Annotated in this window: 24 protein-coding genes; 5 read left to right on the top strand and 19 right to left on the bottom strand. The window is 41.0% G+C overall.

Going from position 1 to position 24,149, the window contains the following annotated elements; genetic code table 11:
• Positions 1-7: 7 nt before the first annotated feature.
• Positions 8-580 (bottom strand): DNA-3-methyladenine glycosylase I, encoded by a 573-nt coding sequence (locus BFU02S_RS04220; RefSeq protein WP_066367025.1) that lies wholly within the window; start codon positions 578-580, stop codon positions 8-10.
• 169 nt (positions 581-749) lie between these two features.
• On the opposite strand from BFU02S_RS04220, the gene BFU02S_RS04215 reads away from it, so the two are divergent.
• From BFU02S_RS04215 to menC, 5 genes are read left to right on the top strand one after another with little or no spacing between them, the layout of a single operon-like run.
• On the top strand, positions 750-1,598 hold the full coding sequence (locus tag BFU02S_RS04215; RefSeq protein ID WP_066367022.1) for a MurR/RpiR family transcriptional regulator: 849 nt from the start codon (positions 750-752) through the stop codon (positions 1,596-1,598).
• A gap of 23 nt (positions 1,599-1,621) precedes the next feature.
• Positions 1,622-2,752 (top strand): amidohydrolase, encoded by a 1,131-nt coding sequence (locus BFU02S_RS04210; protein ID WP_066367020.1) that lies wholly within the window; start codon positions 1,622-1,624, stop codon positions 2,750-2,752.
• A 14-nt stretch (positions 2,753-2,766) separates the two neighbouring features.
• The gene (locus BFU02S_RS04205; RefSeq protein WP_066367018.1) at positions 2,767-4,251 is read left to right on the top strand and encodes an amino acid permease; all 1,485 of its coding nucleotides are present in this window, start codon (positions 2,767-2,769) and stop codon (positions 4,249-4,251) included.
• 23 nt (positions 4,252-4,274) lie between these two features.
• Positions 4,275-5,102, top strand: a complete 828-nt coding sequence (locus BFU02S_RS04200) for a GNAT family N-acetyltransferase (protein ID WP_066367015.1) — start codon at positions 4,275-4,277, stop codon at positions 5,100-5,102.
• Positions 5,103-6,212 carry an o-succinylbenzoate synthase gene (gene menC / locus BFU02S_RS04195; protein ID WP_066367012.1) on the top strand — a complete coding sequence of 370 codons (1,110 nt, stop codon included), beginning with the start codon at positions 5,103-5,105 and terminating at the stop codon, positions 6,210-6,212.
• 40 nt (positions 6,213-6,252) lie between these two features.
• Here menC and ytaF read toward each other — a convergent pair whose 3' ends face one another.
• From ytaF to fliF, 18 genes are all read right to left on the bottom strand, one after another.
• On the bottom strand, positions 6,253-6,867 hold the full coding sequence (gene ytaF / locus BFU02S_RS04190) for a sporulation membrane protein YtaF (RefSeq protein WP_066367009.1): 615 nt from the start codon (positions 6,865-6,867) through the stop codon (positions 6,253-6,255).
• A 222-nt stretch (positions 6,868-7,089) separates the two neighbouring features.
• A complete protein-coding gene (locus BFU02S_RS04185; protein ID WP_066367001.1) occupies positions 7,090-8,028 on the bottom strand; it encodes a manganese-dependent inorganic pyrophosphatase in 939 nt (312 codons plus the stop codon).
• Between the two features lie 101 nt (positions 8,029-8,129).
• Entirely contained in the window at positions 8,130-9,947 is a 1,818-nt protein-coding gene (locus BFU02S_RS04180; protein WP_066367000.1) for a sensor domain-containing phosphodiesterase, read from the bottom strand.
• 160 nt (positions 9,948-10,107) lie between these two features.
• Complete coding sequence (locus BFU02S_RS04175) at positions 10,108-10,908, bottom strand: sigma-70 family RNA polymerase sigma factor (protein ID WP_066366999.1); 801 nt, start codon at positions 10,906-10,908, stop codon at positions 10,108-10,110.
• A gap of 40 nt (positions 10,909-10,948) precedes the next feature.
• The gene (locus BFU02S_RS04170; RefSeq protein WP_066366998.1) at positions 10,949-11,284 is read right to left on the bottom strand and encodes a hypothetical protein; all 336 of its coding nucleotides are present in this window, start codon (positions 11,282-11,284) and stop codon (positions 10,949-10,951) included.
• Positions 11,285-11,298: 14 nt separating this feature from the next.
• On the bottom strand, positions 11,299-12,177 hold the full coding sequence (locus tag BFU02S_RS04165; protein ID WP_066366997.1) for a MinD/ParA family protein: 879 nt from the start codon (positions 12,175-12,177) through the stop codon (positions 11,299-11,301).
• Positions 12,177-13,436, bottom strand: coding sequence for a flagellar biosynthesis GTPase FlhF (gene flhF, locus BFU02S_RS04160; protein WP_066366996.1), 1,260 nt, complete (start codon positions 13,434-13,436; stop codon positions 12,177-12,179). Before flhF ends, BFU02S_RS04165 begins: the two co-directional genes overlap by 1 nt.
• Complete coding sequence (gene flhA, locus BFU02S_RS04155; protein WP_066366995.1) at positions 13,433-15,466, bottom strand: flagellar biosynthesis protein FlhA; 2,034 nt, start codon at positions 15,464-15,466, stop codon at positions 13,433-13,435. Before flhA ends, flhF begins: the two co-directional genes overlap by 4 nt.
• Complete coding sequence (gene flhB / locus BFU02S_RS04150) at positions 15,463-16,554, bottom strand: flagellar biosynthesis protein FlhB (protein ID WP_066366993.1); 1,092 nt, start codon at positions 16,552-16,554, stop codon at positions 15,463-15,465. Before flhB ends, flhA begins: the two co-directional genes overlap by 4 nt.
• A 1-nt stretch (position 16,555) precedes the next feature.
• The gene (fliR, locus tag BFU02S_RS04145; protein WP_066366991.1) at positions 16,556-17,326 is read right to left on the bottom strand and encodes a flagellar biosynthetic protein FliR; all 771 of its coding nucleotides are present in this window, start codon (positions 17,324-17,326) and stop codon (positions 16,556-16,558) included.
• Positions 17,327-17,335: 9 nt separating this feature from the next.
• Entirely contained in the window at positions 17,336-17,605 is a 270-nt protein-coding gene (gene fliQ / locus BFU02S_RS04140; RefSeq protein WP_066366989.1) for a flagellar biosynthesis protein FliQ, read from the bottom strand.
• A 16-nt stretch (positions 17,606-17,621) separates the two neighbouring features.
• Positions 17,622-18,362, bottom strand: a complete 741-nt coding sequence (gene fliP / locus BFU02S_RS04135) for a flagellar type III secretion system pore protein FliP (RefSeq protein WP_066366988.1) — start codon at positions 18,360-18,362, stop codon at positions 17,622-17,624.
• 6 nt (positions 18,363-18,368) lie between these two features.
• Positions 18,369-18,923, bottom strand: coding sequence for a flagellar biosynthetic protein FliO (locus BFU02S_RS04130; RefSeq protein ID WP_066366986.1), 555 nt, complete (start codon positions 18,921-18,923; stop codon positions 18,369-18,371).
• A 65-nt stretch (positions 18,924-18,988) separates the two neighbouring features.
• Positions 18,989-19,423, bottom strand: coding sequence for a flagellar export protein FliJ (locus tag BFU02S_RS04125; RefSeq protein WP_066366984.1), 435 nt, complete (start codon positions 19,421-19,423; stop codon positions 18,989-18,991).
• Positions 19,423-20,742 (bottom strand): flagellar protein export ATPase FliI, encoded by a 1,320-nt coding sequence (gene fliI, locus BFU02S_RS04120; RefSeq protein WP_066366983.1) that lies wholly within the window; start codon positions 20,740-20,742, stop codon positions 19,423-19,425. The genes BFU02S_RS04125 and fliI overlap by 1 nt, the downstream gene beginning before the upstream one ends.
• Entirely contained in the window at positions 20,726-21,526 is an 801-nt protein-coding gene (locus BFU02S_RS04115) for a FliH/SctL family protein (RefSeq protein ID WP_066366981.1), read from the bottom strand. Before BFU02S_RS04115 ends, fliI begins: the two co-directional genes overlap by 17 nt.
• Entirely contained in the window at positions 21,510-22,520 is a 1,011-nt protein-coding gene (fliG, locus tag BFU02S_RS04110; protein WP_066366979.1) for a flagellar motor switch protein FliG, read from the bottom strand. Before fliG ends, BFU02S_RS04115 begins: the two co-directional genes overlap by 17 nt.
• A gap of 5 nt (positions 22,521-22,525) precedes the next feature.
• Positions 22,526-24,139 carry a flagellar basal-body MS-ring/collar protein FliF gene (fliF, locus tag BFU02S_RS04105; RefSeq protein WP_066366978.1) on the bottom strand — a complete coding sequence of 538 codons (1,614 nt, stop codon included), beginning with the start codon at positions 24,137-24,139 and terminating at the stop codon, positions 22,526-22,528.
• Positions 24,140-24,149 lie beyond the last annotated feature (10 nt).

Raw genomic sequence — 24,149 nt, 5'->3', positions numbered from 1 at the left:
CCCCTTTTTATTTTGACAAATCTCTAATCCGCTGATAACAGTCACAAGTGACAATATGGTCGTTCACCATTCCGACAGCTTGCATAAAGGAATAACAAATCGTTGAGCCGACAAACTTAAAGCCTCGTTTTTTTAAATCTTTGCTTAATCGGTCGCTAAGCTCCGTTTTCGCAGGAACATCTGCCAATGATTGAAAATGGTTCTGAATTGGTTTCCCCCCGACAAATGACCAAATATACTCACGAAATGAACCAAATTCATCGACAATCTGTAAAAAGCTTTTTGCATTCGTGATCACTGCATGAATTTTTAGCTTATTTCGGACAATCCCTTCATATTGCAGGAGTTCCTCAATTTTAGTGTTATCATACTTGACAATCTTTTCTGCCTCAAAGTGATCAAACGCCTTCCGATAATTGTCCCGTTTCTTCAAAATCGTGTACCAGCTTAAGCCAGCCTGTGCTCCTTCCAAATTTAAATACTCAAACAACAACCGATCGTCGTAAACCGGCACTCCCCACTCATGGTCATGGTAATGAATATATAATGGATCTTGATTCACCCAGCCGCATCTGTTCATATTTACCTCCTATTGTAGTTCCCAGTTTGAACATCATTCCATATATTAATTATCTAAAAAGTATAAATTCTTCTTCTATTTTTGTCCAAAGTGTGATATTGTAAAACCAGATAAAGTTTTTCCTGCAACATAGTTTACAAGTGAAGGATTTCCTTCAAAGGATGATGAAATGGAACAAACTCCTTTTAAACAATTAGTGAAAGAAAAATTTCCTGATCTATCAGCAGGTCAGCAAAAAGTAGCAAGATTCTTGATGGAAAACCTACATCAAGCTGCTTTTAAAACCGCTTTTCAAATCGGCCGACATGCGGCTGTCAGCGAAACTACGGTCATCAGGCTTTCCTACGCTTTAGGATTTGACAGCTTTAGTGAAATGCAGCATATCATTCAAGAAGAATTGCTCGTTCAAAATCAAGCTGAATCCGGTAATGCCGGTATTACGCAAGTCGGATCAAGCGATCCATTCAAGAAAGTCATTTTAAACGAGATTCATCTTTTAAAGCAATTAATTAACCGGACAAATATTGAGGAGATTTGGAAAGCTGTTGATAAAATTATTCACGCAGACCAAGTTCTTATCGCCGGCCATATGCATTCCTTTCCGGCTGCGGGATGGTTCGCGTATATGCTAGGTACCATCAGAAATCACGTAATATTATGCCCCTCAAATGACAACTTTTTAGAAAAATTCATGAATCTTACAGAAAACTCAGTAGTAGTGGTATTTTCTCTGCCCAGATATGCAAACACGACCATTCAATTAGCCGAGTATGCAGCCGAAAACGGGTATTGCTTAATTGCGATCACGGACCGGCTTCTCTCTCCAGTCGGCAGAATTGCCGATATTACGTTAACAACAGAAGAAAATGCCGATACGGGAAGCAACTCCATTGCCTCGATGATTACTTTATCCGATTTAATTATTGAAGGCATTTATGAAAAAGATCAAGATCGCATTCAAATTCATCAGGAAAAATTAGAAACTATGTATTCAAAGTTTCATGTTTTCCATGAATAATCATACAGCAAGAGGTGTACTCAATGAACCCGCTTGAATTTATTGAGCAAAACAAAGACTCCATTTTGCAAACATACGACAAACTCCATAGTCTGGCAGAACCAAGCTGGGAGGAACAATATACGTCCAAATACATTTGCAAACGGCTTCGAAATGCCGGGATTGCCGTCAAAACATTTACAGACCATTATGGCCTTATTGCCGAAATTCCCGGACAATCCGAACATGTTATTGCCTTACGTGCCGATTTGGATGCCTTATTGCAAGAAGTTGATGGTGTTATCAAAGCGAATCATTCATGTGGACATGATGCCCATAGCACAATGGTTCTCTATACTGCCTTGGGTTTTGCCGAGAGCGGTATCATGCCGAAATATACCCTCCGCTTTATATTTCAGCCTGCTGAAGAAAAAGGCGAAGGTGCTTTAAAAATGATTGATGAGGGAGCTCTTGAAAATGTCCGTTACTTATTTGGTGTCCATGTAAGGCCGGAGTTTGAAGTTCCTTATGGTCATGCAGCTCCAGTCATCATTCACGGCTCTGCCGGCACGATTAAAGGCATTATCAAAGGAAAACAGGCACATGCAGCCCGCCCGCAAGATGGAATCAATGCCATCGAAGCAGCTGCTCTGATCGTCCAAAAATTAAAGCAGATCCGCCCTGAAACAGACGTCCCTTACTCCATCAAAATGACACAGCTGACAACTGACAATACTGCTTCGAACGTCATTCCGGAAACAGCTGAATTTACGATTGATGCCAGAGCCCAAACCAATGAACTGATGGACGAATTAAAAACAAGAACCCATCAAATAGTGAATGAAACCATGGCTGAAACTGGAGCTTCCGTTACCTATTCTTTGGAAGAATTTGTCCCAGCAGCCATCAAACATCAAGAGGCAATAAACATCATTTCAAGCGCTGTCAAAGAAGTTCTTGGTTCAGAACGAGTGATCCCTGAATGCATTTCTCAAGGAGGTGAGGACTTTCATTTCTACACTTTAAAGAATCCCAATTTAACAGCAACTATGCTGGGATTAGGCTGCGGCCTGGGACCAGGCCTTCACCACCCGCAAATGAAGTTTAACAAAGAAGCATTAGTATATGGTGCAAAAATTTTAACCAAATCCGTCCTATTGGCTCTAGAAAAATAAGTTCGAGGTGTTATATGGAAAATACGATCCGCAAACCTGATGCAAATACTCCAAGCTTATTCACTGAAAAAGAACATTTAGAACGTAAGTTGAAAACACGGCACTTAACCATGATTGCCATCGGCGGTACAATTGGTACCGGGCTGTTTTTGGCCAGCGGTACCACCATCCATGATGCCGGTCCGGGCGGGGCTATTGCCGCTTACCTCATTGCCGGTATCATGGTCTATTTCCTTATGACAAGCTTGGCAGAAATGGCAGCCTTTATCCCTATTTCTGGTTCCTTCAGTACGTATTCATCCAGATTTGTTGACCCGGCATTAGGGTTTGCTGTCGGATGGAACTATTGGTATAATAATGCGATTATTCTCGCTCTTGAATTATCGGCCTCTTCACTTATCATGAAATACTGGTTCCCGCACGTACCGGGAATTATTTGGAGTGCCAGTTTTCTTGTCATTATTTTTGCTTTGAATATTTTATCTGTTAAAGGCTATGGTGAAGGCGAATTTTGGTTCTCCATTATTAAAGTTGCCACCATTATTATTTTCATTGTGGTCGGTTTATTAATGATTTTTGGTATTATGAAAGGTCATACAGGCGGTTTTGAGCTTTTAACCAAAGGGGAAGCGCCATTTAAAGGCGGCTTATTATCCATTTTTAGCGTATTTATGGTCGTAGGTTTTGCTTTCCAAGGAACGGAAATGGTTGGCGTTGCCGCCGGTGAAAGTGAAAATCCAGAGAAAGATATGCCGCGGTCGATCCGGCAAATCTTTTGGCGGATTCTCTTATTCTATGTTTTGGCGATTTTCGTGATTGGCTGTTTAATTAGCTATAAAGATCCTAACCTATTAAGTTCAGATGTTACCAATATTGCCGTAAGTCCATTTACATTGGTATTTAAACATGCAGGTTTCGCTTTTGCTGCTGCTGCAATGAATGCGGTCATTCTAACAGCTGTTCTTTCAGCAGGAAATTCATCATTATATGTCGGTTCGCGTGTCCTCTGGACATTAGCCGAGGAAGGCAAAGCACCAAAGTTTTTAAGGAAAGTCAGTAAAAGCGGTGTTCCAACTTATGCTATTTTGGGAACGACGCTGATCGGCATGCTTTGCTTCTTGACCTCATTCTTCGGGGACGGAACCGTTTATAATTGGCTGTTAAATGCTGCCGGGCTGGCAGGTTACCTCTCATGGTTAAGTATTTCGATAACCCATCTAAGGTTTAGAAAAGCATATCAACAACAAGGAAGAAATATGAACGATTTGCCATATGTTGCAAAATGGTTCCCGTTAGGTCCGATCTTAGCAACTACACTATGTTTAATTGCGATGCTAGGTACGAATTACCAGGCCTTTATCGGCAGCAAAATTGACTGGTATGGAATTGCGGTTTCCTATATCGGCCTGCCGCTGTTTATTTTAGGCTATTTAAGTTATAAAATAGTAAAACGGTCCAAAATGGTGCCATTAGAAGAATGTGATTTCAGCAGAGAATAAATGTTGACAAGAGGGGATTGAGAGTGCAAGCTGTAGATGACATTCAAATTCGTTCCCTTCATCAGATTCATGAGCTGGAAGAAGCAAGAAAGCTCGAAAGGAAAGTTTGGGGCGAAACCGACTCTATTCCCACCCACCAAACCATTACCGCCGTCAAAAACGGCGGTTTGGTTTTGGGGGCATTTGTCGGGGAGAAATTAGTCGGATTTCAATACAGTTTCCCAGGTTTTAACGGTAAAACTGCTTATCTTTGCTCTCATATTTTAGCGACTGATGATGATTATCGGAACAAAGGAATTGGCGAGAGACTGAAAAAAGCTCAGCGTGAGGAAGCACTGAAACTCGGCTATTCGCTGATTACATGGACATACGATCCATTAGAAAGTGTCAATGGGTATTTAAATATTGCCAAACTTGGCGGGATCAGTTCTACCTATATTGAAAATTGTTACGGTGAAATGGATGATTTGTTAAACGAAGGCATTCCTTCCGACCGTTTCCTCGTGGAGTGGCATATTCGTCATGAACAGGATCTAAAGCCTCAAACGGAATATGAATTAGATTTTTTAATGAACAATGCACTTAATCAATGGGAAATACATAAAGATGGCGATCCCATTCCAGCTGCTTTTCTTCCGGTTACTCAGGATTCAATTGCCTTTGTCGCGATTCCAAAGAATTTCCGCGTAATAAAGGAAGCAAGTCTCGATGTGGCCCTAAAGTGGCGATTGCATACAAGAGAGATTTTTTCACAAGTCTTTCAACAAGGTTGGCAAGCAAGTGGATTTTCTAAAAATAACCATCCTGACCTCCCAGTTAATTTCTATGTTTTGACAAAGGAGACGATGTAGATGAAAATCACAGAAGTAACATTAAGACACATGAAAATGGATTTGCTTTACCCGTTTACAACCAGCTTCGGAACTGAATATGATAAGGATTTTATCCTGGTTGAAGCCAAAACAGAAGATGGGCTCACTGGCTGGGCAGAAAATGTCGCCATGCCCACTCCTTATTACAATGAAGAAACCGTCAAAACGAATTGGCATCTGCTGGAGGATTTTTTACTTCCACTTATTTTAAACAAAGAGTTTCAGCATCCTGATGAGTTAACGGAAAACTTTTTCGCTCATATTCGCGGTAATTACATGGCGAAAGCTTGTTTAGATATGGCTGCCTGGGATCTGTATGCAAGGGAACAAAATCGTTCGTTAGCATCTGTACTAGGCGGAACGAAAGATCAAATCGATGTTGGTGTCAGCATCGGCATTAAAGATTCGATTGAAGAGACTTTAGAGGTGATCGGCGAGCGGCTAGCCGAGGGATATAAGCGCTTTAAGCTTAAAATCAAACCAGGTTGGGATGTAGAATTAATGGATAAGGTTCGCAAAGTGTACCCTAACATCCCGCTCATGGCCGACGCAAACTCAGCGTACACCTTAGAGGACATTGACCTGTTAAAAGCACTTGATGATTACCATTTAATGATGATTGAACAACCATTGGCCTATAATGATATTATTGACCATGCCGATTTGCAGGCACAGCTGAAAACCCCAATTTGCCTTGATGAGAGTATCCATTCATTTGAAGATGCTCGCAAAGCAATAAAATTGGGCAGCTGCAAAATTATTAATATGAAAATCGGCCGGATTGGCGGGTTGACTCAGGCAAAGAAAATACATGATTATTGTGTGGAGCAGAATGTTCCGTTATGGTGCGGCGGCATGCTCGAAGCTGGTATCGGCCGGGCCCACAACATTGCCTTGACTGCTCTTCCTGGGTTTACGCTGCCGGGTGACACCGCCGGATCTGCACTTTACTGGAAAGAAGATATTATCTGTCCTGAAGTAATCGTTGAAAATGGCATGATTACGGTGCCAACCTCCCCAGGAATTGGCTATGAACCAGATATGGATAAAATAAATAAATTCACCTTGTATAGCAAGACTTATCGTTAAAAGCCAGGAAATCCTGGCTTTTTTATTTGAACTGCATGTTTTAATTAAACATTTCAATAAACCCAAGGATCATGAGCAAAACACCAGCAATAAATGGCGCATATTTACCAAAAAACCTTCCGAATACATTTTTACCTATTGATACTCCGAGGATGATTGTCAATATACTGATGATAAAGGTCGCGATGACGGTGAAGAAAATATTGACTCCTGTAATACTCGCCGCCACACCCGTACCTAAATTGTTAAATGTTAACCCTAATGCCAAGATAAATGCTTCTTTATGATCAATATGACCTGATTGATCTGCATCTGACTTTTCGGCATACTCAACCATTTCCTTAAGGTCTTTTAATGCTAGTTCCTTAGAATTAGTTGTGTGGAAAACTTTTATCAGGTTTTGGATGACAAAATATAATCCCATTAGCACAATAATCCCGGCGCCTAAAATGTTTGCCACTGATGGAGGCATAAATTTTGCAATATACCAACCAAGTGACATCGATATAAAGGTTCCTGTTGTCGAGACAACTGCAATAATGAAATTGGCAATGATTCCGATCTTTATTTTCTTGATTCCGTAAGCAGTGCCTACGACTACATTGTCTAGGTTAGAAGATATACTGAACAATAATGCTGACAAAAGCATTAACATCAGGATGAACCTCCTTGCATATGAACAACACCATAAATAAAGCTTCCTTCCTACCTCAGGTAGTGCATCATATGCAGTTCAAAGGAAATCGGTTCATATGTTTTATTTTGAATCCGATCGTTCAATGTATAATGCCACACCTTTCTTCTAACTTTCTAAATGAAAAATATTTAGCTCAATGAAAAACCGTTCAAACCAAATTGGCTTGAACGGTTTCTCAAATTAAAATTCACCATTTGTAAAAACTTCTGTTAATACAGGAACAATTTGTTTTTTGCGGGATACAACACCTTTTAATACTGCCTGATTGTCTGTAAGGGTAACGTTATAGGCTTTTTCAACCGCTTTTGCTTTGCTGCCTAGAGCAATGGCAACGGAATCGTTATTTAAAATATCTGTTACGACAAGCAAGAACAGATCCAAGTTCTCTTCCTCAATCCGTTTGGCAATTGCTGCTTCAACTTCCTCTTTGCGGGAGAGGACATCATTTGGATCAACTGCATTCACTTGTGCGATTTCCACTTTGCTTGTGCCCATATCAAATTGCTTGGCGTCAAGGCTTAATAATTGCGGCACGGTTTTATCACTTAAATCAGCGCCTGCTTTCAGCATTTCTAGGCCGTAGTTTTGTGCATCCACACCGGCAATTTGGGCAAGTTCCTTGGCAGCGGCCACATCTTCAGCCGTGCAAGTTGGTGATTTGAATAATAAGGAATCAGAAATAATGGCTGATAACATTAACCCGGCAATTTGCGGGCTGATTTCTTTGCCGTTTTCCTTGTACATTTTATTTAGAATCGTTGCTGTACATCCAACAGGTTCACAGCGGTAATATAATGGATCTTTTGTTTCAAAGTTGGCAATACGATGGTGGTCAATTACTTCTAAAATGCGGACATCCGCAATATCATCAGCACTTTGCTGGCGCTCGTTATGGTCAACCAAAATAACCGAGTTGACTTCATTTGCTACTGTTCCAACCAATCGAGGTGCTTCAGCATTGAATTTTGTTAAGGCATATTGGGTTTCATTGTTGATCTCGCCAAGGCGAACTGGTTCAACGTCCACACCAAGCTGTTTCTTTAAATCTGCGTATGCAAGTGCAGAGCAAATGGAATCCGTATCAGGATTCTTATGACCGAAAATAAGTATTTTTTCCATTTTACGACTCCTACTCATGTAAAATTATGTAAGGACAAGTCTGAAAAATCAGTCCCTATCGGAAATTATATATTAAACCGTTTCATGTTTCAAAAAAAATATTATTTCCTGTTGTCAAATAATAATGATTTCTCCAGTTCACTGGGATGGTTTTCTAGAAAACGTTTTAATTGTTCTGCTGAAAGCGGCTTGCTGAATAAATATCCTTGCGCCTCATTACAGCGGTGGTGTCTTAAGAATTCAAGCTGTTCTATTGTTTCGACACCTTCAGCAATTACTTGGACACCTAAGTTGCGGGCCATCATAATAATGGTGGTAGCGATATTTTTATCGTATTTGCTTTTGTTAATATCCCGAATAAAAGACTGATCGATTTTCAAATAATCGATTGGGAATTTTTTTAAATAACTTAACGAACTGTACCCTGTGCCGAAGTCATCAATGGAAATTTTGACCCCCAGTTGTTTCAGCTCAGTTATAATAGCCGAAGCCGTTTCAATATCCATCGTCATGCTTTCCGTGATCTCAATCGTTACATTTTGCGGATTTATACCCGTTTCCTTTATAATTTGTTTGACGATTAAAACGAGATTAGGTTCATAAAATTGGCGGAACGATATATTGATCGAGACCATCGATATACCATCTGCCTGCATTTGTTTCAATTGACGGCATGCGGTCTCTAGCACCCACTCGCCAATAGGAACAATCATCCCAGTCTCTTCTGCAATTGGGATAAACCGATTTGGCGAGACATATCCAAGCTTAGGATGAGGCCATCTGATTAAGGCTTCTACTCCGGAAATTTTATTTGTTGATAGATTGATAATCGGCTGATAATGAAGGGTGAATTCATTCTTCTCTAAAGCCTTTCTCAATTCAGCTTCTAATTCCAATCGATCATACGTCATTTGATCAAATTTTGCATCATAAAATTGATAATTATTTTTGCCTTCTTTCTTCGCCTGATACATGGCAACTTCGGCTTTCCTAAGCAGATCATCTGAATGCTGCCCATCAATCGGATATAAACTGATGCCAATACTGACGGTAGTAAATATCTCATGTCCTTTTATAAAATAAGGTTTTGATAATTTCTCAAGTATTCTTTCTGCGATCTTCGCTGCTTCATATTCGGAAACATCATTTACTAAAATTGTAAACTCATCCCCACCCTGCCTTGAGGCTGTATCTGTTTCCCTCAGGCAGCTTTTCAATCTTTGCGCTGCATTTTGGATGAGTAAATCGCCAATGCTGTGCCCAAGCGTATCATTGATCAGCTTAAAGCGATCTAAATCTAAAGCCATGACACCTAACATTTTGTCTTTCACATTTGTATGGTCCCGAATAGCGTTATTAACTTTCTCATCAAATAGCCTTCTATTCGGCAAATTGGTTAATTCATCATGCGAAGCGATAAAACTGATTTTTTCTTCTGTTTGATAATGCTGGATTGCCATATCGGTAAGACGGACCGCCATTTCGATCAACTGCAGATCCTCTTCAGTTGGGAAACACGGTTTATCAAAAAATATGGAAAAGACCGCTAACAGTTTTTGCTGGGAATCGCCAATCGGTGCAAACCAGCAACATCTAATTCCATTTTCAGTCGCCATTTCCTTGTAGCCATCCCACAATGAATCGTTGTGAATATCTGAAACTAGGACGGGACGGTTAAAAAAGACAGATGGGCAAATGGCGATGCCATTTATCATTTGACTGAATTCTATTGGCAGATTCGGTGCCGAGCTAACTGTTAAGCTTTCATTTGATTCGTTTGCAAGAAGAATGGAACATATGCCGCCATTGGAAGCCTTTTCTACTAAATAGACAATACTATCAAGAATTTCTGAAAATGGTCTGTTTTTTTGAGATTTAGAGAATTCAAATTTCGGCGATGATTTAGTTAGTGAATTCATTACGACACCATACTTCCTCCAGTAATTATTTTGACTATGGATGAGCTATTATTTTGATCAAAACGTGATCGAAGAGCTACTTAGCCAAACGAAATAACGATTTTTATATTTTATCGACAAAAACCATTATTTGTTTACTATTACTGAAGGAAAAAGATCCCTAAATAAAAGAATCAAAACTGTATCCTTTTGACTCAAAACATTTCCGTAATCGAAGAATGGCTTTGGAATGTATTTGCGAAATCCGTCCTTTTGTAAGATTCAGCACTTCAGCAATTTCTACTTGCGTGAGACCTTCATAGTATAATAGTGATATAACAAGCTTTTCTTTATCCGGCAGTTGATCAATACAATCTGCCATTATACTTCTGAATTCCGCCATTTGCATTTGCCTATCTTGGGAGATCACATCGATATCGACAATTTGATCAAGCCTGTTTTGCTCTTTTCCTTTTCCCTCATCGGCTTTAATCGGTTCATAGAGTGAAAGAAGGGTGGATAAGGATAAGACAGACATTGCCTGTTCGACTTCTTCAGGAGAAAACCCCAAAAATCGGCAAAGTTCCTCTTTCGTTGGCTCTCTCATGAGTTTTTGTTCTAAATCTCTTAACGCTTGATTTACTTTTTTCGCCTTTTCCCTGTATCCCCTTGGAACCCAGTCTGTCTTGCGAATTCCGTCCAGCATGGCACCTTTGATTCGCCATAGTCCAAAAGTTTCAAATTGATACCCTTTTTGATGATCAAATTTTTGAATTGCTTCAAGTAAACCGATATAACCCAATCCAATTAGGTCTTCCCTTGGAATGATCCGTGAAGGAATACTTGCCGAAAGCTTATTTGCCATTTGCTCAACCAGATGGGCATATTGTTTCACCAGTTTTTCCTGTAATTCAGAATCTTTTTTCTCCTGATATTTTTTCCATATATGATGCGGAATGGTTTCTTTGATCGCAGGTTTCACCGAGTATCCCTCCTGGTCTTACATTTTCGAATCTATTAACTTAATTCGAATGATGTTCCTCTACCCTATTATGTAACGAGGACAACGGGGTAGGCTGGAACAATGCGTCATCGTCTTGCAAATGATCCTCATAGGTTTCTGGCTCTTGATGATTATGGATTTGTTCTTTTTGTTTCGGTTCAATGTATGGAATTTTCTTTGATGCAATTTCGTGCAATAGAATCCGTAAAGGAAAGCCTAATAGAAAGAACAGGAGAAACCCAATTCCAGCTCTAAATAACGCCAATTGCCATGTGTTATTCTGTGCTGAAAAGAAAAAAGTGAACAAGAATGCAAAGACTCCCAATAGTAAATTCACCAGCCATGTTGCTGCCATATGGTTTACTCCCCTTACAACGATATACCTTTTGAAAAAATTTTTTCAAAAAATCCACGTAATCCTTTTGATGTGGCTGAAAGCTGATCTTCATAACCGGGTAAATAAAAATGGATCATTTCTTCTATATTTTTTGATGCTTCACATTTAGGATAGGATAAATAAAAGGGCATTTGCATTTTTACCGACTGACGGACGTGCGGATCCTCCATAACAAATCCTAGTGTAGGCAAATTCATTTTCAAAAATTTACTGCATGTGTTTTTCAAAGTCCGGGATGTTTCAACCGCTTCCCGGTAGCTTTGGGCACGATTGACAACTAAACGGACATCGTTAGACTGTTTATGATAACGGACTATTGTCTTTAACACAGCATATGAATCGGCAATGGCAGTCGGCTCAGGTGTCGTAATTAAAATCGTTTCATCCGAGGCTGCGATGCATTCAACTAATTCCTTCGAGATTCCTGCACCTGTATCAAGCAAAATAAAATCGGCATAATGCTGCAGTTCTTGAATCTGATTCATAAAAAAGCCAAGTGAATTTTGCTCCAGATTCGGTACATCGTGCAGGTCGATGCCGCCTGCCAAATATTCGATTCCCCCTGTGCCAATCTCCAATACATCCCATATACTTTTATTGCTGATCAGAACATCTGCCAGATTATATTTAGGAATTACTCCCATCAGGATATTAATATTGGCGGTCGTTAAATCCAAATCGAGTACAATTACTTTTTTACCCGCCGCTTTTAACGCCAATGCAAAATTAATCGTGAAATTGGATTTGCCAACACCGCCTTTGCCGCTTGTAATCGTAATGACACGAGGTTGTTTCTGCTTTTGAACCTGGAAACGCTGCATATATTCTCTTAAACTTTGGGCTTGATCCATTACTCTTCCACCCCTACTAAACCTCTTGCAATCATTGCCGCGTCGATCGTCATGATATCTTCCGGGACACTTTGCCCATTCGTTATATACGCTAATTGATATGGATAATGATAAGCAATGTTCAGAATCGCACCGTAACTGGATGTCTCATCATATTTTGTTAAGATCAGCTTTTTCACCGGACTGTTTACAAATTCTTTCAGTAAGATTTCCATATCTTCATATTTTGATGTTAAGCTTAATACTAGATAATGATCGCTTGCTACCGGATAGTTTAGATATTCGCTGATCGACTTGCGATACTCGGCTTCTTTGTAATTTCTACCCGTGCTATCCATATAGATTAAATCATAGTGCTCAAGCTTCGCGAGCGCTTGTTCAAGCTCCTCTATGGATCGTACTACTTCAATCGGTACATTTAAAATTCCGGCATAGGTTTTTAGCTGTTCCACTGCTGCAATTCGATAGACGTCCGTCGTAATCATGGCTACCCTGCGTTTTTGCTTTAATACTTGTTCAGTTGCAAGTTTGGCAATCGAGGTCGTCTTCCCAACACCAGTCGGACCAATGACATGAATGATCCGGGTTTGTTTAGGAATTTTATTAGATTCCGGCACTTGTTTTTTGATGATTTCTTTCACAATCGAAAATATGTCACCTTCGATATCTTTGTCAGTCAAACCATCCAAAGATTCGTATTTCTTGACGATGCGGTCAACAATCATTTCAATAACCGCCACGTCCACACCCTGTCTTTTTAAACGGTCCGCCCACTTCGCCAGCCCGGAAGGAACATCCTGGCCGTTTTTGCTATTCATCATGAAAGTCATCATCATTTTCTTCATATCTTGCAGCTCACCTAAAAGCGGGTTTTCACTGTCTTTAGACTGAGTTGATGGTTGAATCATTGTTTTTTGTGGCTGTTCCTTTTCTTGCGTTTGCTGTGAATAATAATGATATAGTTTTTGCGGTCTGGCATGAATAATTGAGCGATTCGATTCCTCTATCCTGCTGTCATGTAGATAATTTTTATTCGGAAATGTTTTTACCGATTTATCTTTCACATCCAAGGTAAATTTCGGTTCTGTATCTTCAACTGAATAAGCCGTCACTTCATATTTTTGTTTGGCAAATAAACCAAACAAGCCGCCTGTTTTGATCGTTCTCGTATTGACGATGATCGCATTTTCCCCCAATTGCTGACGGACCATTTTTAACGCAAGCGGCATTGTTTCAGCAACGATTTTCTTCGTTTTCATATGTTCACCACTCCAATACTTTGGATTTCAACATCAGGTTCAAGCTCCGTATAGCTAAGCACTGGCACCGTCGGCATAATTTTATCGACAAACTGTTTTAAATACATGCGAATGGATGGAGACGTCAGAAAGATCGGCTGGCCGCCCGCTTTGATCACCCGTTCAATCTGTCTTTGCAGTTCTTCCGTAATTCTTTTCGATGTTTGCGGGTCCATGGAGAGGTAATAACCCCCTGCTTCTGTTTGCTGAATACTGTCAGAAATTCCTCTCTCCAATGTAGCCCCTGCCGTTAGGACATGAATCACTCCATTTTCCGCGTATTGCTCGGTAATTTGTCGAGTCAGAGACTGGCGGACATATTCAGTTAACACTCTTGGATCTTTTGTAAACCCCGCATAATCCGCCAATGTTTCAAAAATCGTCGCCAAATCCCTTATAGAAATCTGTTCACGAAGCAAATTCTGCAATACTTTTTGTATTTCTCCAATCGTCAAGAGGTTTGGAACAAGCTCTTCCACAAGATTTGGATGCGTTTCTTTCAAATGATCCACCAATTCTTTTGTCTCTTCCCTGCGGAGCAATTGGTATGCATATTTTTTTAATACCTCGGTTAAATGCGTAACAATCACGGATGATGGATCGACGATCATATAGCCAAGCAGTTCTGCCTTTTGTTTCTCTTCTACATTCACCCAAACAGCAGGAAGCCCGAACGCTGGCTCTGTTACTTGGATTCCGTCGATTTCTCCCCCATCCATTCCTTGATTCATGGCAAGGAAATGATCAAGGTAGACTTCTCCTGACGCAATGCGGCTGCCGCGGAATTTTAACACATATTGATTCGGCATTAACTGCAGATTGTCGCGAATGCGAATCGTTGGAATCACCAGGCCAAGTTCGATGGCAAATTGTCTTCGGATCATCACGATCCGATCGAGAATGTCTCCGCCTTGCTTCTGATCCGCCAGCGGAATTAAGCCATACCCAATTTCCAATTCAAGTGGATCAAGCTGCAGTAAATTGATAACTTTTTCCGGGCTGCGAATCTCTTCTTCCGCTTCTGCCTTAATCGTTTCTTCTTTCGCAAGATCCGCATTTCTAAACGATTTCTGCATCGTATAGGCACCAAATGCCAGCAAACCGGAAACAGGAATCGTTAAAATCAGTCCGATCGGAGTAAAAATGCCCAGCAAAAAGATCGTACCCGCCACAATGTAGAGCAGTTTCGGATATTTAAAAATTTGCTGCAAGATATCTGTACCCAAATTGCCTTCTGAAGAAGCACGAGTCACAGTAATACCAGTAGCAGTCGAAATCAAGAGTGCCGGCACCTGGCTGACCAAGCCATCCCCTACCGACAATAATGTATAGGTATTAGCCGCTTCGGCAAATCCCATTTTATGAATGGCAATCCCGATAGCAAAACCGCCAATTACATTGATGACGAGAATGACAATGCCAGCGATCGCATCACCTTTCACAAATTTGCTTGCACCATCCATGGCGCCGTAAAAGTCGGCTTCCTGCTCGATTTTCTTCCGGCGCATGCGGGCTTCCTGTTCACTAATCAGTCCCGCATTCATATCAGCGTCAATACTCATTTGTTTACCGGGCATGGCATCCAATGTAAACCGGGCTGCCACTTCCGCCACCCTTTCCGATCCCTTGGTGATGACAATAAAATTGATCACGACTAGAATCAGAAAGACAACAAAACCGACAACCGGGCTGCCGCCGATCACAAAGGAACCAAAGGTCTCAATCACTTTCCCGCCATCTGCTTTCGATAAAATCGACCGGGTTGTCGAGACATTCAGCGCCAAGCGGAATAATGTCGTAAGCAAGAGTGCTGTCGGAAAAATCGAAAAATCCAGCGCTTCTTTTGTATTCATGGCAACCAATAAGATTAAGACGGAAAGAGAAATATTAATAATTAATAAAAAATCCAATAATATCGTCGGCATGGGAATGATCATCATCGTTACAACGAGGATCACAACAACTAATACTGACAAATCTTTTATTTTCATTTCATCATCCCCTTATACCGGCCTTCCTGATAGTATACATAAGCCAAGATCTCACCCACTGCATGAAACAGTTCTTCAGGGATTGTCTCCCCGATTTCAACGGAATGAAACAGCGTCCGCGCCAACGGCTTATTTTCAACCGTCATAATTTGATTGTTTCTAGCAATTTCCTTGATTTTTAACGCGATGTAATCTTGTCCTTTTGCAATCACTAGTGGTGCATCCATCGTTTGAAAATCATAACGGATGGCTACAGCAAAGTGGGTCGGATTGGTAATGACCACATCTGCCTTTGGCACTTCCTGCATCATACGGTTCATCGCCATTTCCCGCTGTTTTGCCTTCCGTTTCCCTTTAATGACAGGATCCCCTTCCATTTTCTTAAATTCTTCTTTAATCTCTTGTTTGGACATGCGAAGATTCTTCTCATACTCAAATTTTTGATAAAAATAATCGGCGACTGCCAAGACAACCAGAGAGCCAGAAGCCGCAATCCCGACTTTCAAGAAAAGGGAGCCGATCACCCCGGCTGCATCCCAAATATTCTTGCTGCCAAGGGCAAATAATTCGGTCTTTTGATTCCAAATAAGCAAAAACACTACCGTTGAAGTGATGACAATCTTTAAAATAGATTTGATGAATTCTACAACAGACCGGAGTGAAAAAATATTTTTCATGCCTTGAAGCGGATTGATTTTTCCAAATTTCATTTTTAAGCCTGCCGGATTGATCATGAATCCCACCTGAGCAAAATTTGCAATCAGGCCTGCTGCAAGAACAACGGCAAAAATAGGGGCCATCAATTTGGCCGCTTCCCATAACAATTGTTTATATAAAACCTCGGTATTGGACATCGTTACATCCCACAATAAATATTCCTGGAACGAGTGACGGAAGATCGACATACATCCCTCTACCAAACTTTTTCCCCCGACCAATAAAAAGGCAAAAGAAAACAGCAATGTGATAGCCGAAGATACTTCAGGACTCTTGGCGGTCTGCCCTTTTTTCCTGGCTTCTTTTCTTTTATTTGGTGTTGCTTTTTCTGTTTTCTCTCCAGCGAAGAACTGTAAATCAAACCTAAGCATCTTAGGCCCCCATAATTTTTAAAATTGTATCCATCGAATCAAACATATTTTCAAAAAGAACTTTTAATAGATAAAAGAAACTTGGCAAAATAAAGATATAAATCAAAAAATACAATAGAATCTTTAGAGGCGGTGCTACGGCAAAAATATTCATTTGCGGAACTGTTCTAGCGATAATACCGAACGAAATATCGACAATAAAAAGAGTGCCCACAATCGGCGCTGCCATCATAAAGCCGACCATAAACATCTGCCTGATACACACTAAGAAAAAAGTTGAAATCCGGCCATCCATCCAAGCCGGGACGAAAGAATGAACGGATACCCAATCAAAACTCGCCAGAATCCCTTGAATCAACAGATGATGAGCATCTGTTGCAAAGAAAAAAAGAATAGCTAACATATTTTTCAGCTGCCCTGTCAGCTGCATATTTGTTTCGAATGTCGGATCAAATAAATTGGCCATGGAAAAGCCAGTTTCCAAATCTATCAAAGTACCTGCAAATTGTACAGCGTGAAGCATAACATTTGCCATCATTCCTAGAACAAGCCCGACAAAAAATTCTTTCAGTATTAATAAAACCAAAGTTCCATTTGACACAGACTGGATGGGGTCTTTTACTACAGAAGCACAAAGTGCCGTTAGCATCACACTAAAGCCAATTTTGAAAGGGGCAGGTATTTGCCGGCCAGATATCACAGGTGCCGTCAGCATAAAGGTGGTGATCCGGACAAAGATTAAAAAAAGCGTCCACCAATGGAAATCAGCCATTATGCCCACCTACCCGATATAATGAGTCAGATTTCCCAGCAAATTTTGGGTGAAATCCACAACATGCTGCAGCATCCAAGCTCCGAATAATAAAATGGAAAGCAACACTGCGACAATTTTCGGAACAAACGAAAGGGTCTGTTCCTGAATTTGGGTGGTCGCTTGAAAAATACTGACGAGTATCCCGACAACCAGTGCCACCCCAGCAACAGGGGCGATCACCAATAATATGGTATAAACAGAATCTTGAGCGATTCGCAAAATCGTTTCTGCTGTCATGACAAACCATCCCTTCTTAGTAGCTCATCAGCAATGATTTCACAATTAAATTCCAGCCATCAACTAAAATAAATAATAGAATTTTAAATGGCAGTGAAATCATGACCGGCGGCAGCATCATCATCCCCATCGACATGAGGACGCTGGAAACAATCATGTCGATCACAAGGAACGGAATAAAGATCATAAAGCCCATTTGGAAGGCCGTTTTCAACTCGCTGATCGCAAAAGCGGGCACTAAAGCTCGAAGCGGGAGATCTGTCACCTCTTTCGGCTTTTTCATCTTTGCATAATCCATAAACAAGGCTAAATCTTTTTCTCTCGTTTGTTTTGCCATGAATTCCTTTAATGGAGAAGTGGCCTCTCTATAGGCTTCCTGCTGTGAGATTTTCCCTGCCAAATAAGGCTGCAGTGCATGTTGATTAATTTCGGAAAACGTTGGTCCCATAATAAACAAAGTCAAAAATAAGGCCAAACCAATCAACACTTGATTCGGCGGTGTGGATTGAGTTCCAAGTGCATTGCGAACGAACCCTAACACGACAATAATTCTTGTAAAACAGGTCATCAATACTAAAATAGCCGGCGCAATGGACAATACCGTGATCAACAGGATAATGCTTAATGTATTCGTGATCCCTTTTGAAGATCCTAAATCAATCCCCGATAAAAGGGTGCCGGCCGGTTCTTGAGCATTTGCAACAGAAAGGAAGCCAAATGTCATAAGCGGAACAAGGAATGCCAATTTACGTACCATCGATGTTTACTCCCCTCCATTTTCCCGCTTCACATTTTGCAAGTGTTTGCGAAAAACAGAATCCCAGAGTTTTTTCGTATCAATTGAAATGCTAGGGGATCGTCCTTCTCCTTGATTTTCAAAACTTTTCAACAGTCGCTGATATTCCTCCTCCCCTTGAGAAATCGTCCGAAGTAAGGTTACCGATTCGCCCACACCGACAATATAAATGGTTTGGCCAATTAAGAGGATTTGAACAGATTTATTGGCCGCAAGGGACTGGCCACCCAAGGAAAGGATCGGTCCGTTTGATAGCATGATCCGATTTCTTTTTGATAGAAATCTTAAAACCACATACAATAAAAGAATCACAATGACAAAAGAGACGAGAAATTTAAGAAATAAGGGAAATATGGATGGTGATGAACCCGTCGCTGCTCGAGAAACATCCGATGCCGTTTTCTCACTTTTATGTATTGTGTCATACACGGAAGGGTCAGCTGCATTACTCGCAGCATATATAGAAGGTTGAAAGTAAAATAAATAGAATACCAATACAAATAAAGAGATGAAGCGTTTCATGATTTTCTCCTTCCTTGGAGTACGTTCTTTGCTTTACAATCTATGTTTCTATCAAAAAAATTTTATTAAATCTTGCGGAAATGGCGGATCACAGCCATTTCATCAAATATGGCTTGCTCTTGTTGTTCCATTTGCTTTTGAAAAGCCTTTAGCGTTTTCGATTTCCATTGATTCCACATTTTAGCTTCCTGTGTTTTTTCGATCAGCATTTGCTGTTTTTGTTCAACTTCTTTCAACAATTTCTGTGACTCGTGTTCCAGACGTTTTGTCTGCTGATTTAAAAATTCAATTTCTTGTTGAAACTCGATCATTTCCCATACGGTTTTTCGTTGAAATTCATTATATTGATGAAAGGTCTGTTCCTTTACTTGCTCGAGACCTTCAAGCTGCTCTTGTAGTTCCATTGCACGCGCTTTAATACTACTAAATTCCTGCTCCGCTAATACTTTCTCTTTTTCTTTCACATCCAGCACTTTTTGGTAAGGAAATTGAAATTTCATCACATCATCGCTCCAAATTGTGAAATTAAATAGGATTTGGCTTCTTCTAATTGAGACGATTCATAAATCCCCTGGCGCAAAAAATTGTCCATGATGGGTTTAAGCCGAACGGATGCATCAATTTCACGACTTGCACCTTTTTTATAAGCTCCGATATTAATTAAATCTTCCGCTTCATGATAAGAAGCCAATAATTGTTTGAATACACGGGCAGCATGCTGATGATCATCCGATGTAATTTCTGTCATGACCCGGCTTGCACTGTTTAACACATCGATAGCAGGAAAAATCCCTTTAGCGGCAATGCTGCGGTTTAGGACAATATGCCCATCCAAAATGCCTCTAACCGCATCGGCAATCGGTTCATTCATATCGTCACCATCGACAAGTACTGTATAAATGGCCGAGATCGACCCCTTCGGTCCGGTCCCTGCTCTCTCTAACAGTTGAGGAAGCATGGCAAAGACGGACGGAGTGTAGCCCTTTGTTGTCGGAGGCTCCCCAATAGCCAAGCCGATTTCACGCTGGGCCATGGCAAAGCGGGTTACGGAATCCATCACTAGCAAGACATCTTTCCCTTGATCGCGAAAATATTCAGCAATCGCTGTTGCTGTTAAAGCCCCTTTTATGCGGATCAGCGCGGGCTGATCAGAAGTTGCGACAATGACGACTGATTTTTTCAACCCTTCTTCCCCAAGGTTTTGTTCTATAAAGTCAAGAACCTCCCGGCCCCTCTCACCGATCAATGCAATGACGTTGACATCTGCGGCCGTATTGCGGGAAACCATCCCTAACAGCGTACTTTTACCAACACCGCTTCCGGCAAAAATACCAATTCTTTGCCCCTTGCCCATGGTTAATAAACCGTCAATCGTTCTAACGCCCACACTTAAAGGAGAATGAATCCTAGGTCTTTGCAGCGGGTTTGGAGGATTCGAATAAGTGGGCACTTCTTCTAATCCGAACGGCAGAGGCTTGCCATCCATTGGGCGTCCCAACCCATCCAAGATTCTTCCTAGTAATTGGAATCCGGCCTTTACCCCCATTGGCTTGCCACTTGCCACTACATCACAGCCGGGACCGATAGAGCGTACCTCGCCAAGAGGCATGAGCAACACTTTATTCTCCCTGATTCCGACCACCTCTGCCTGAATCGGAACCTGTGATTGAGCAGGATAAATGGAACACAACTCGCCAATTCTAACATCAGGACCCTGTGATTCAATCGTTAAGCCGATAATTTGTGTAATTTTCCCATTGACTCTGACGGGATCTATATTCCGAATTAGTTTGATATATTTTTCAGCTGTGAACTCCACTTTCCTGTTCCCTTCTTCTTGCTTCTAATAGGATTTTTTTAATTTCTTCCATTTGGGTATCGATTCTTGCATCGATACTGCCATAGGCTGTTCGGATGATGCATCCTTTTTCCGTTACGGAATGGTCCGGAATAATCTTGATCTCTGTTTCGCCATTAACGACTTCAACGAAAGAGAATCTTTGGCTTTGAATAAATTCATAATCGTCCGGATGAACACAGACAGTAATATACTCTTTTTCTTTAAAGCGAAGAATATGCTGTTTGATCACCTCCACAAATTTATTGGGATGGTCTGTTAATTCCTGTTTAATAATTTGCGAAGCAATGGCGGTACTTAACTCGAGTAAAAATGGTTCAGCTTCGGAAATAATGGCTTCTTTCTCTTCAAAGGCTTGGTCAATCAGCTGTGTAGCATGAGCGATTTTTGCCTGATAGTTCAACCTCATTTGCTCTTCTGCTTCCCGTTTCCCAATCGCAAACCCTTCCTCATATCCGTGCTGTTTCGCTTCTTCTGACAGGATTTCTAATTTCTTGTAGTTATCTTCCCACCATTGATTGATCTTTTCACGAGCGGCAGCTTCCATGGAACGAACCTTTTCCTCCGTTCGTGCAATGATGGATCCCGCTTGTTCCATGACAGGACCACCTATTACAGCTTCACCGTTTCCATTTTCTTCACAAGCATCCCTTTTCTTTCGGTCCATAAGGGGATGACTGATGACTTTCACGTCCTTCACTTGGGAAACGTTGGAGGCTTTAAATACTTTAGAGTAGGATTTCATCTGCGCCACCTCGGGAAATCACAATCTCACCAATATCCTCTAAGCGTCGGATAACAGAAACAATTCGTCCTTGCGCTTCTTCCACATCTTTCACACGGACCGGTCCAAGATATTGCATATCTTCTTCGAACGTTTCGAACATCCGTTTGGACATGTTCTCCATGATCACTTTCTTGACTTCTGGGCTGGCTGCTTTCAATGCAAGAAGCAGATCCTGATTGCTGACTTCCTGTATGACACGCTGAATCGCCCGGCGATCCAAATTAATAATATCCTCAAAGACAAACATCCGCTTTTTGATTTCTTCTACCAAATCTCGATCTGTCATTTCCAAATGTTCTAAAATGCTCTTCTCCGTACTGCGGTCGACACCGTTTAAAATACCAACAATGGAATCGATACCGCCAACTACAGTAAAATCTTGCCGGATGGTTGTGGCTAATTTCTTTTCCAAAATCATCTCTACTTCCTTAATAACCTCTGGAGACGCTTGTTCCAACTGGGCAATTCGTCTTGCCACATCTGATTGAAGTTCACTTGGAAGTGAAGAGAGAATCATGGAAGCTTGTTGTGGCTCTAAATGAGCCAGCACAAGCGCAATGGTCTGAGGATGTTCATTTTGCAAGAAGTGATAGATTTGCATTGCATCAATACGGCGGGCAAAATCAAATGGTTTCACCTGAAGCTGGGTCGTCAGCCGTTGAATAATCTCTTTTGCCCGATCCTTCCCAAGTGCTGATTCCAACACATCCTGGGCATATTGAATGCCGCCGATCGCCAAATAATCCTGGGCAATACACATGTTATGAAATTCCTTTAACACTGCTTCTTTTTCCTCCACATCCACTTTATGGATATTGGCGATTGCAAGGGTAAGCTGGTCAATTTCATCCTCCGGCAAATACTTGAAGACTTTTGAAGAAGCCTCCTTTCCCATGGAAATCAGCAAAATCGCAGCTTTTTGCCTGCCATTTAACTTGAATGATGAACCCATAGGTATTACACCTCCTCTTCATTAATCCAAGTTCGAATGACTTTGGAGAAATCTTCAGGTCTTTGATCCAGCAATTTCTTTAATTGTTTTTCAACCGACAGATCTTGTTCGGCGAAATAATCCGGTTCTTCCATCGGCTTCGAAACTGGCGCTAGAAGGGGTTCATAAGCTTCCTCTGCTTCGTCTTTTCTTCTTCTCTTCTTCAAAAACCAGATCAAACCGCCTAATAGCAGTCCACCTCCGGCAATACAGCCAGCAATAAGAGGCCAATGATCTTTCCACACATTCTGCTGCCCTGAGCTTGCTGCAAGCTGATTTGCTGCAAATGTATGCGGGAAGATCGTAACCCGCTGATCGATATCATTTTGTGATAAATTGGGATGTCCTAGTGCGGTTCGTACTGTGTTGGCAACAATATTTCGAATATTATCTTCTGTTGCTTTTGATAATGTATTGGCCTTAGGATCATCAGGCTGAACCCCAACATTGATGGTAATGTCTTGAATTTCGTACGGAGCTTTAATAATCGTGTTATTGATATGATTGACTTCATAGTTCACTTTATCTTCTGTTTCATCGTACGTATTATTGCCGCCTGCAGTTGTTCCGGTATAGCCTGGGACATCGCTTGAGCCGGTTCCGACTACACCGCCTGTATTTATTCCAGTCCCTTTTGAAGAAATCTTATGTTTGTCCGAACTGATGACAATCCCGTTATTATTTTTATCGGTCGGTTGGACTAATTTTTCTTCTGTTTTGACTTTATCAAAATTCATTTTGACAAATGTCTGTACATATACTTTGTTCGTACCAAGAACTGTACTTAATAAATTTTGCAGATTTTGTTGAATATCGTGCTGGACATTCTGCTGAATCTTCTGCTGCTCGTCATATTTACTCAGTGTACCATCATCATCACTTGAACTTTTTAGCGTTAACTCCTCACTATATTGGTTCATAATGGAGATGTTCTGTACCGGAAGATTTGGTACACTGCGGGAAACTAATGTATACAATGCACGAATTTGTCCTTCACTTAATTGGGTGCCAGGCTCCACTTCAACCATGACAGAAGCAGTCGCTTTTGGCTGGTCTTCTTGGCGCACAAAAACGGAATTCTCAGGTAATGTCAAAATCACATCTGCATTTTTGATCCCGTCAACATGCTTCAATACTTCTGCTACTTGGTTTTGCATAGCCTGTCGTTCCAGAATATTGTATTGCCTGTCTGTTGCACCAAATGTAAGATTATTGCTAAAAACATCGTAATTGATACTGTTATCCTTCGGGTAGCCTTTTGAAGCAAGACTGACTACCAAATCGGCTGCATTCTTTTGCGGCACAAGGATCATCGTACCGTTGTTGGAAATTTGATAATTCGTAAATCCTTCCTTATCCAATTCAGCCTTTATGTCCCCCACTTCCCGTTGTGACAATTGTCCTGTATACAATGGGACATATTGCGGTCGGGACATGATATATGTAAAGATTGAAAGGGCAACAACCAGAAATAAAAAGGTCCCGATAATCATCCACTTTTGTTTTGAACTGCGAGCCTTCCAATAATCACTGAAGCGCTCTTTCATATTCTTCAATTGATCTGTCCATGATCGATTCATTTCTCACCTT

Origin of the sequence: Neobacillus fumarioli NBRC 102428 (assembly GCF_001591485.1) — a bacterium.
Classification (GTDB): domain Bacteria; phylum Bacillota; class Bacilli; order Bacillales; family Cytobacillaceae; genus Neobacillus; species Neobacillus fumarioli.
This window is presented reverse-complemented; position numbering and strand designations above follow the sequence as displayed.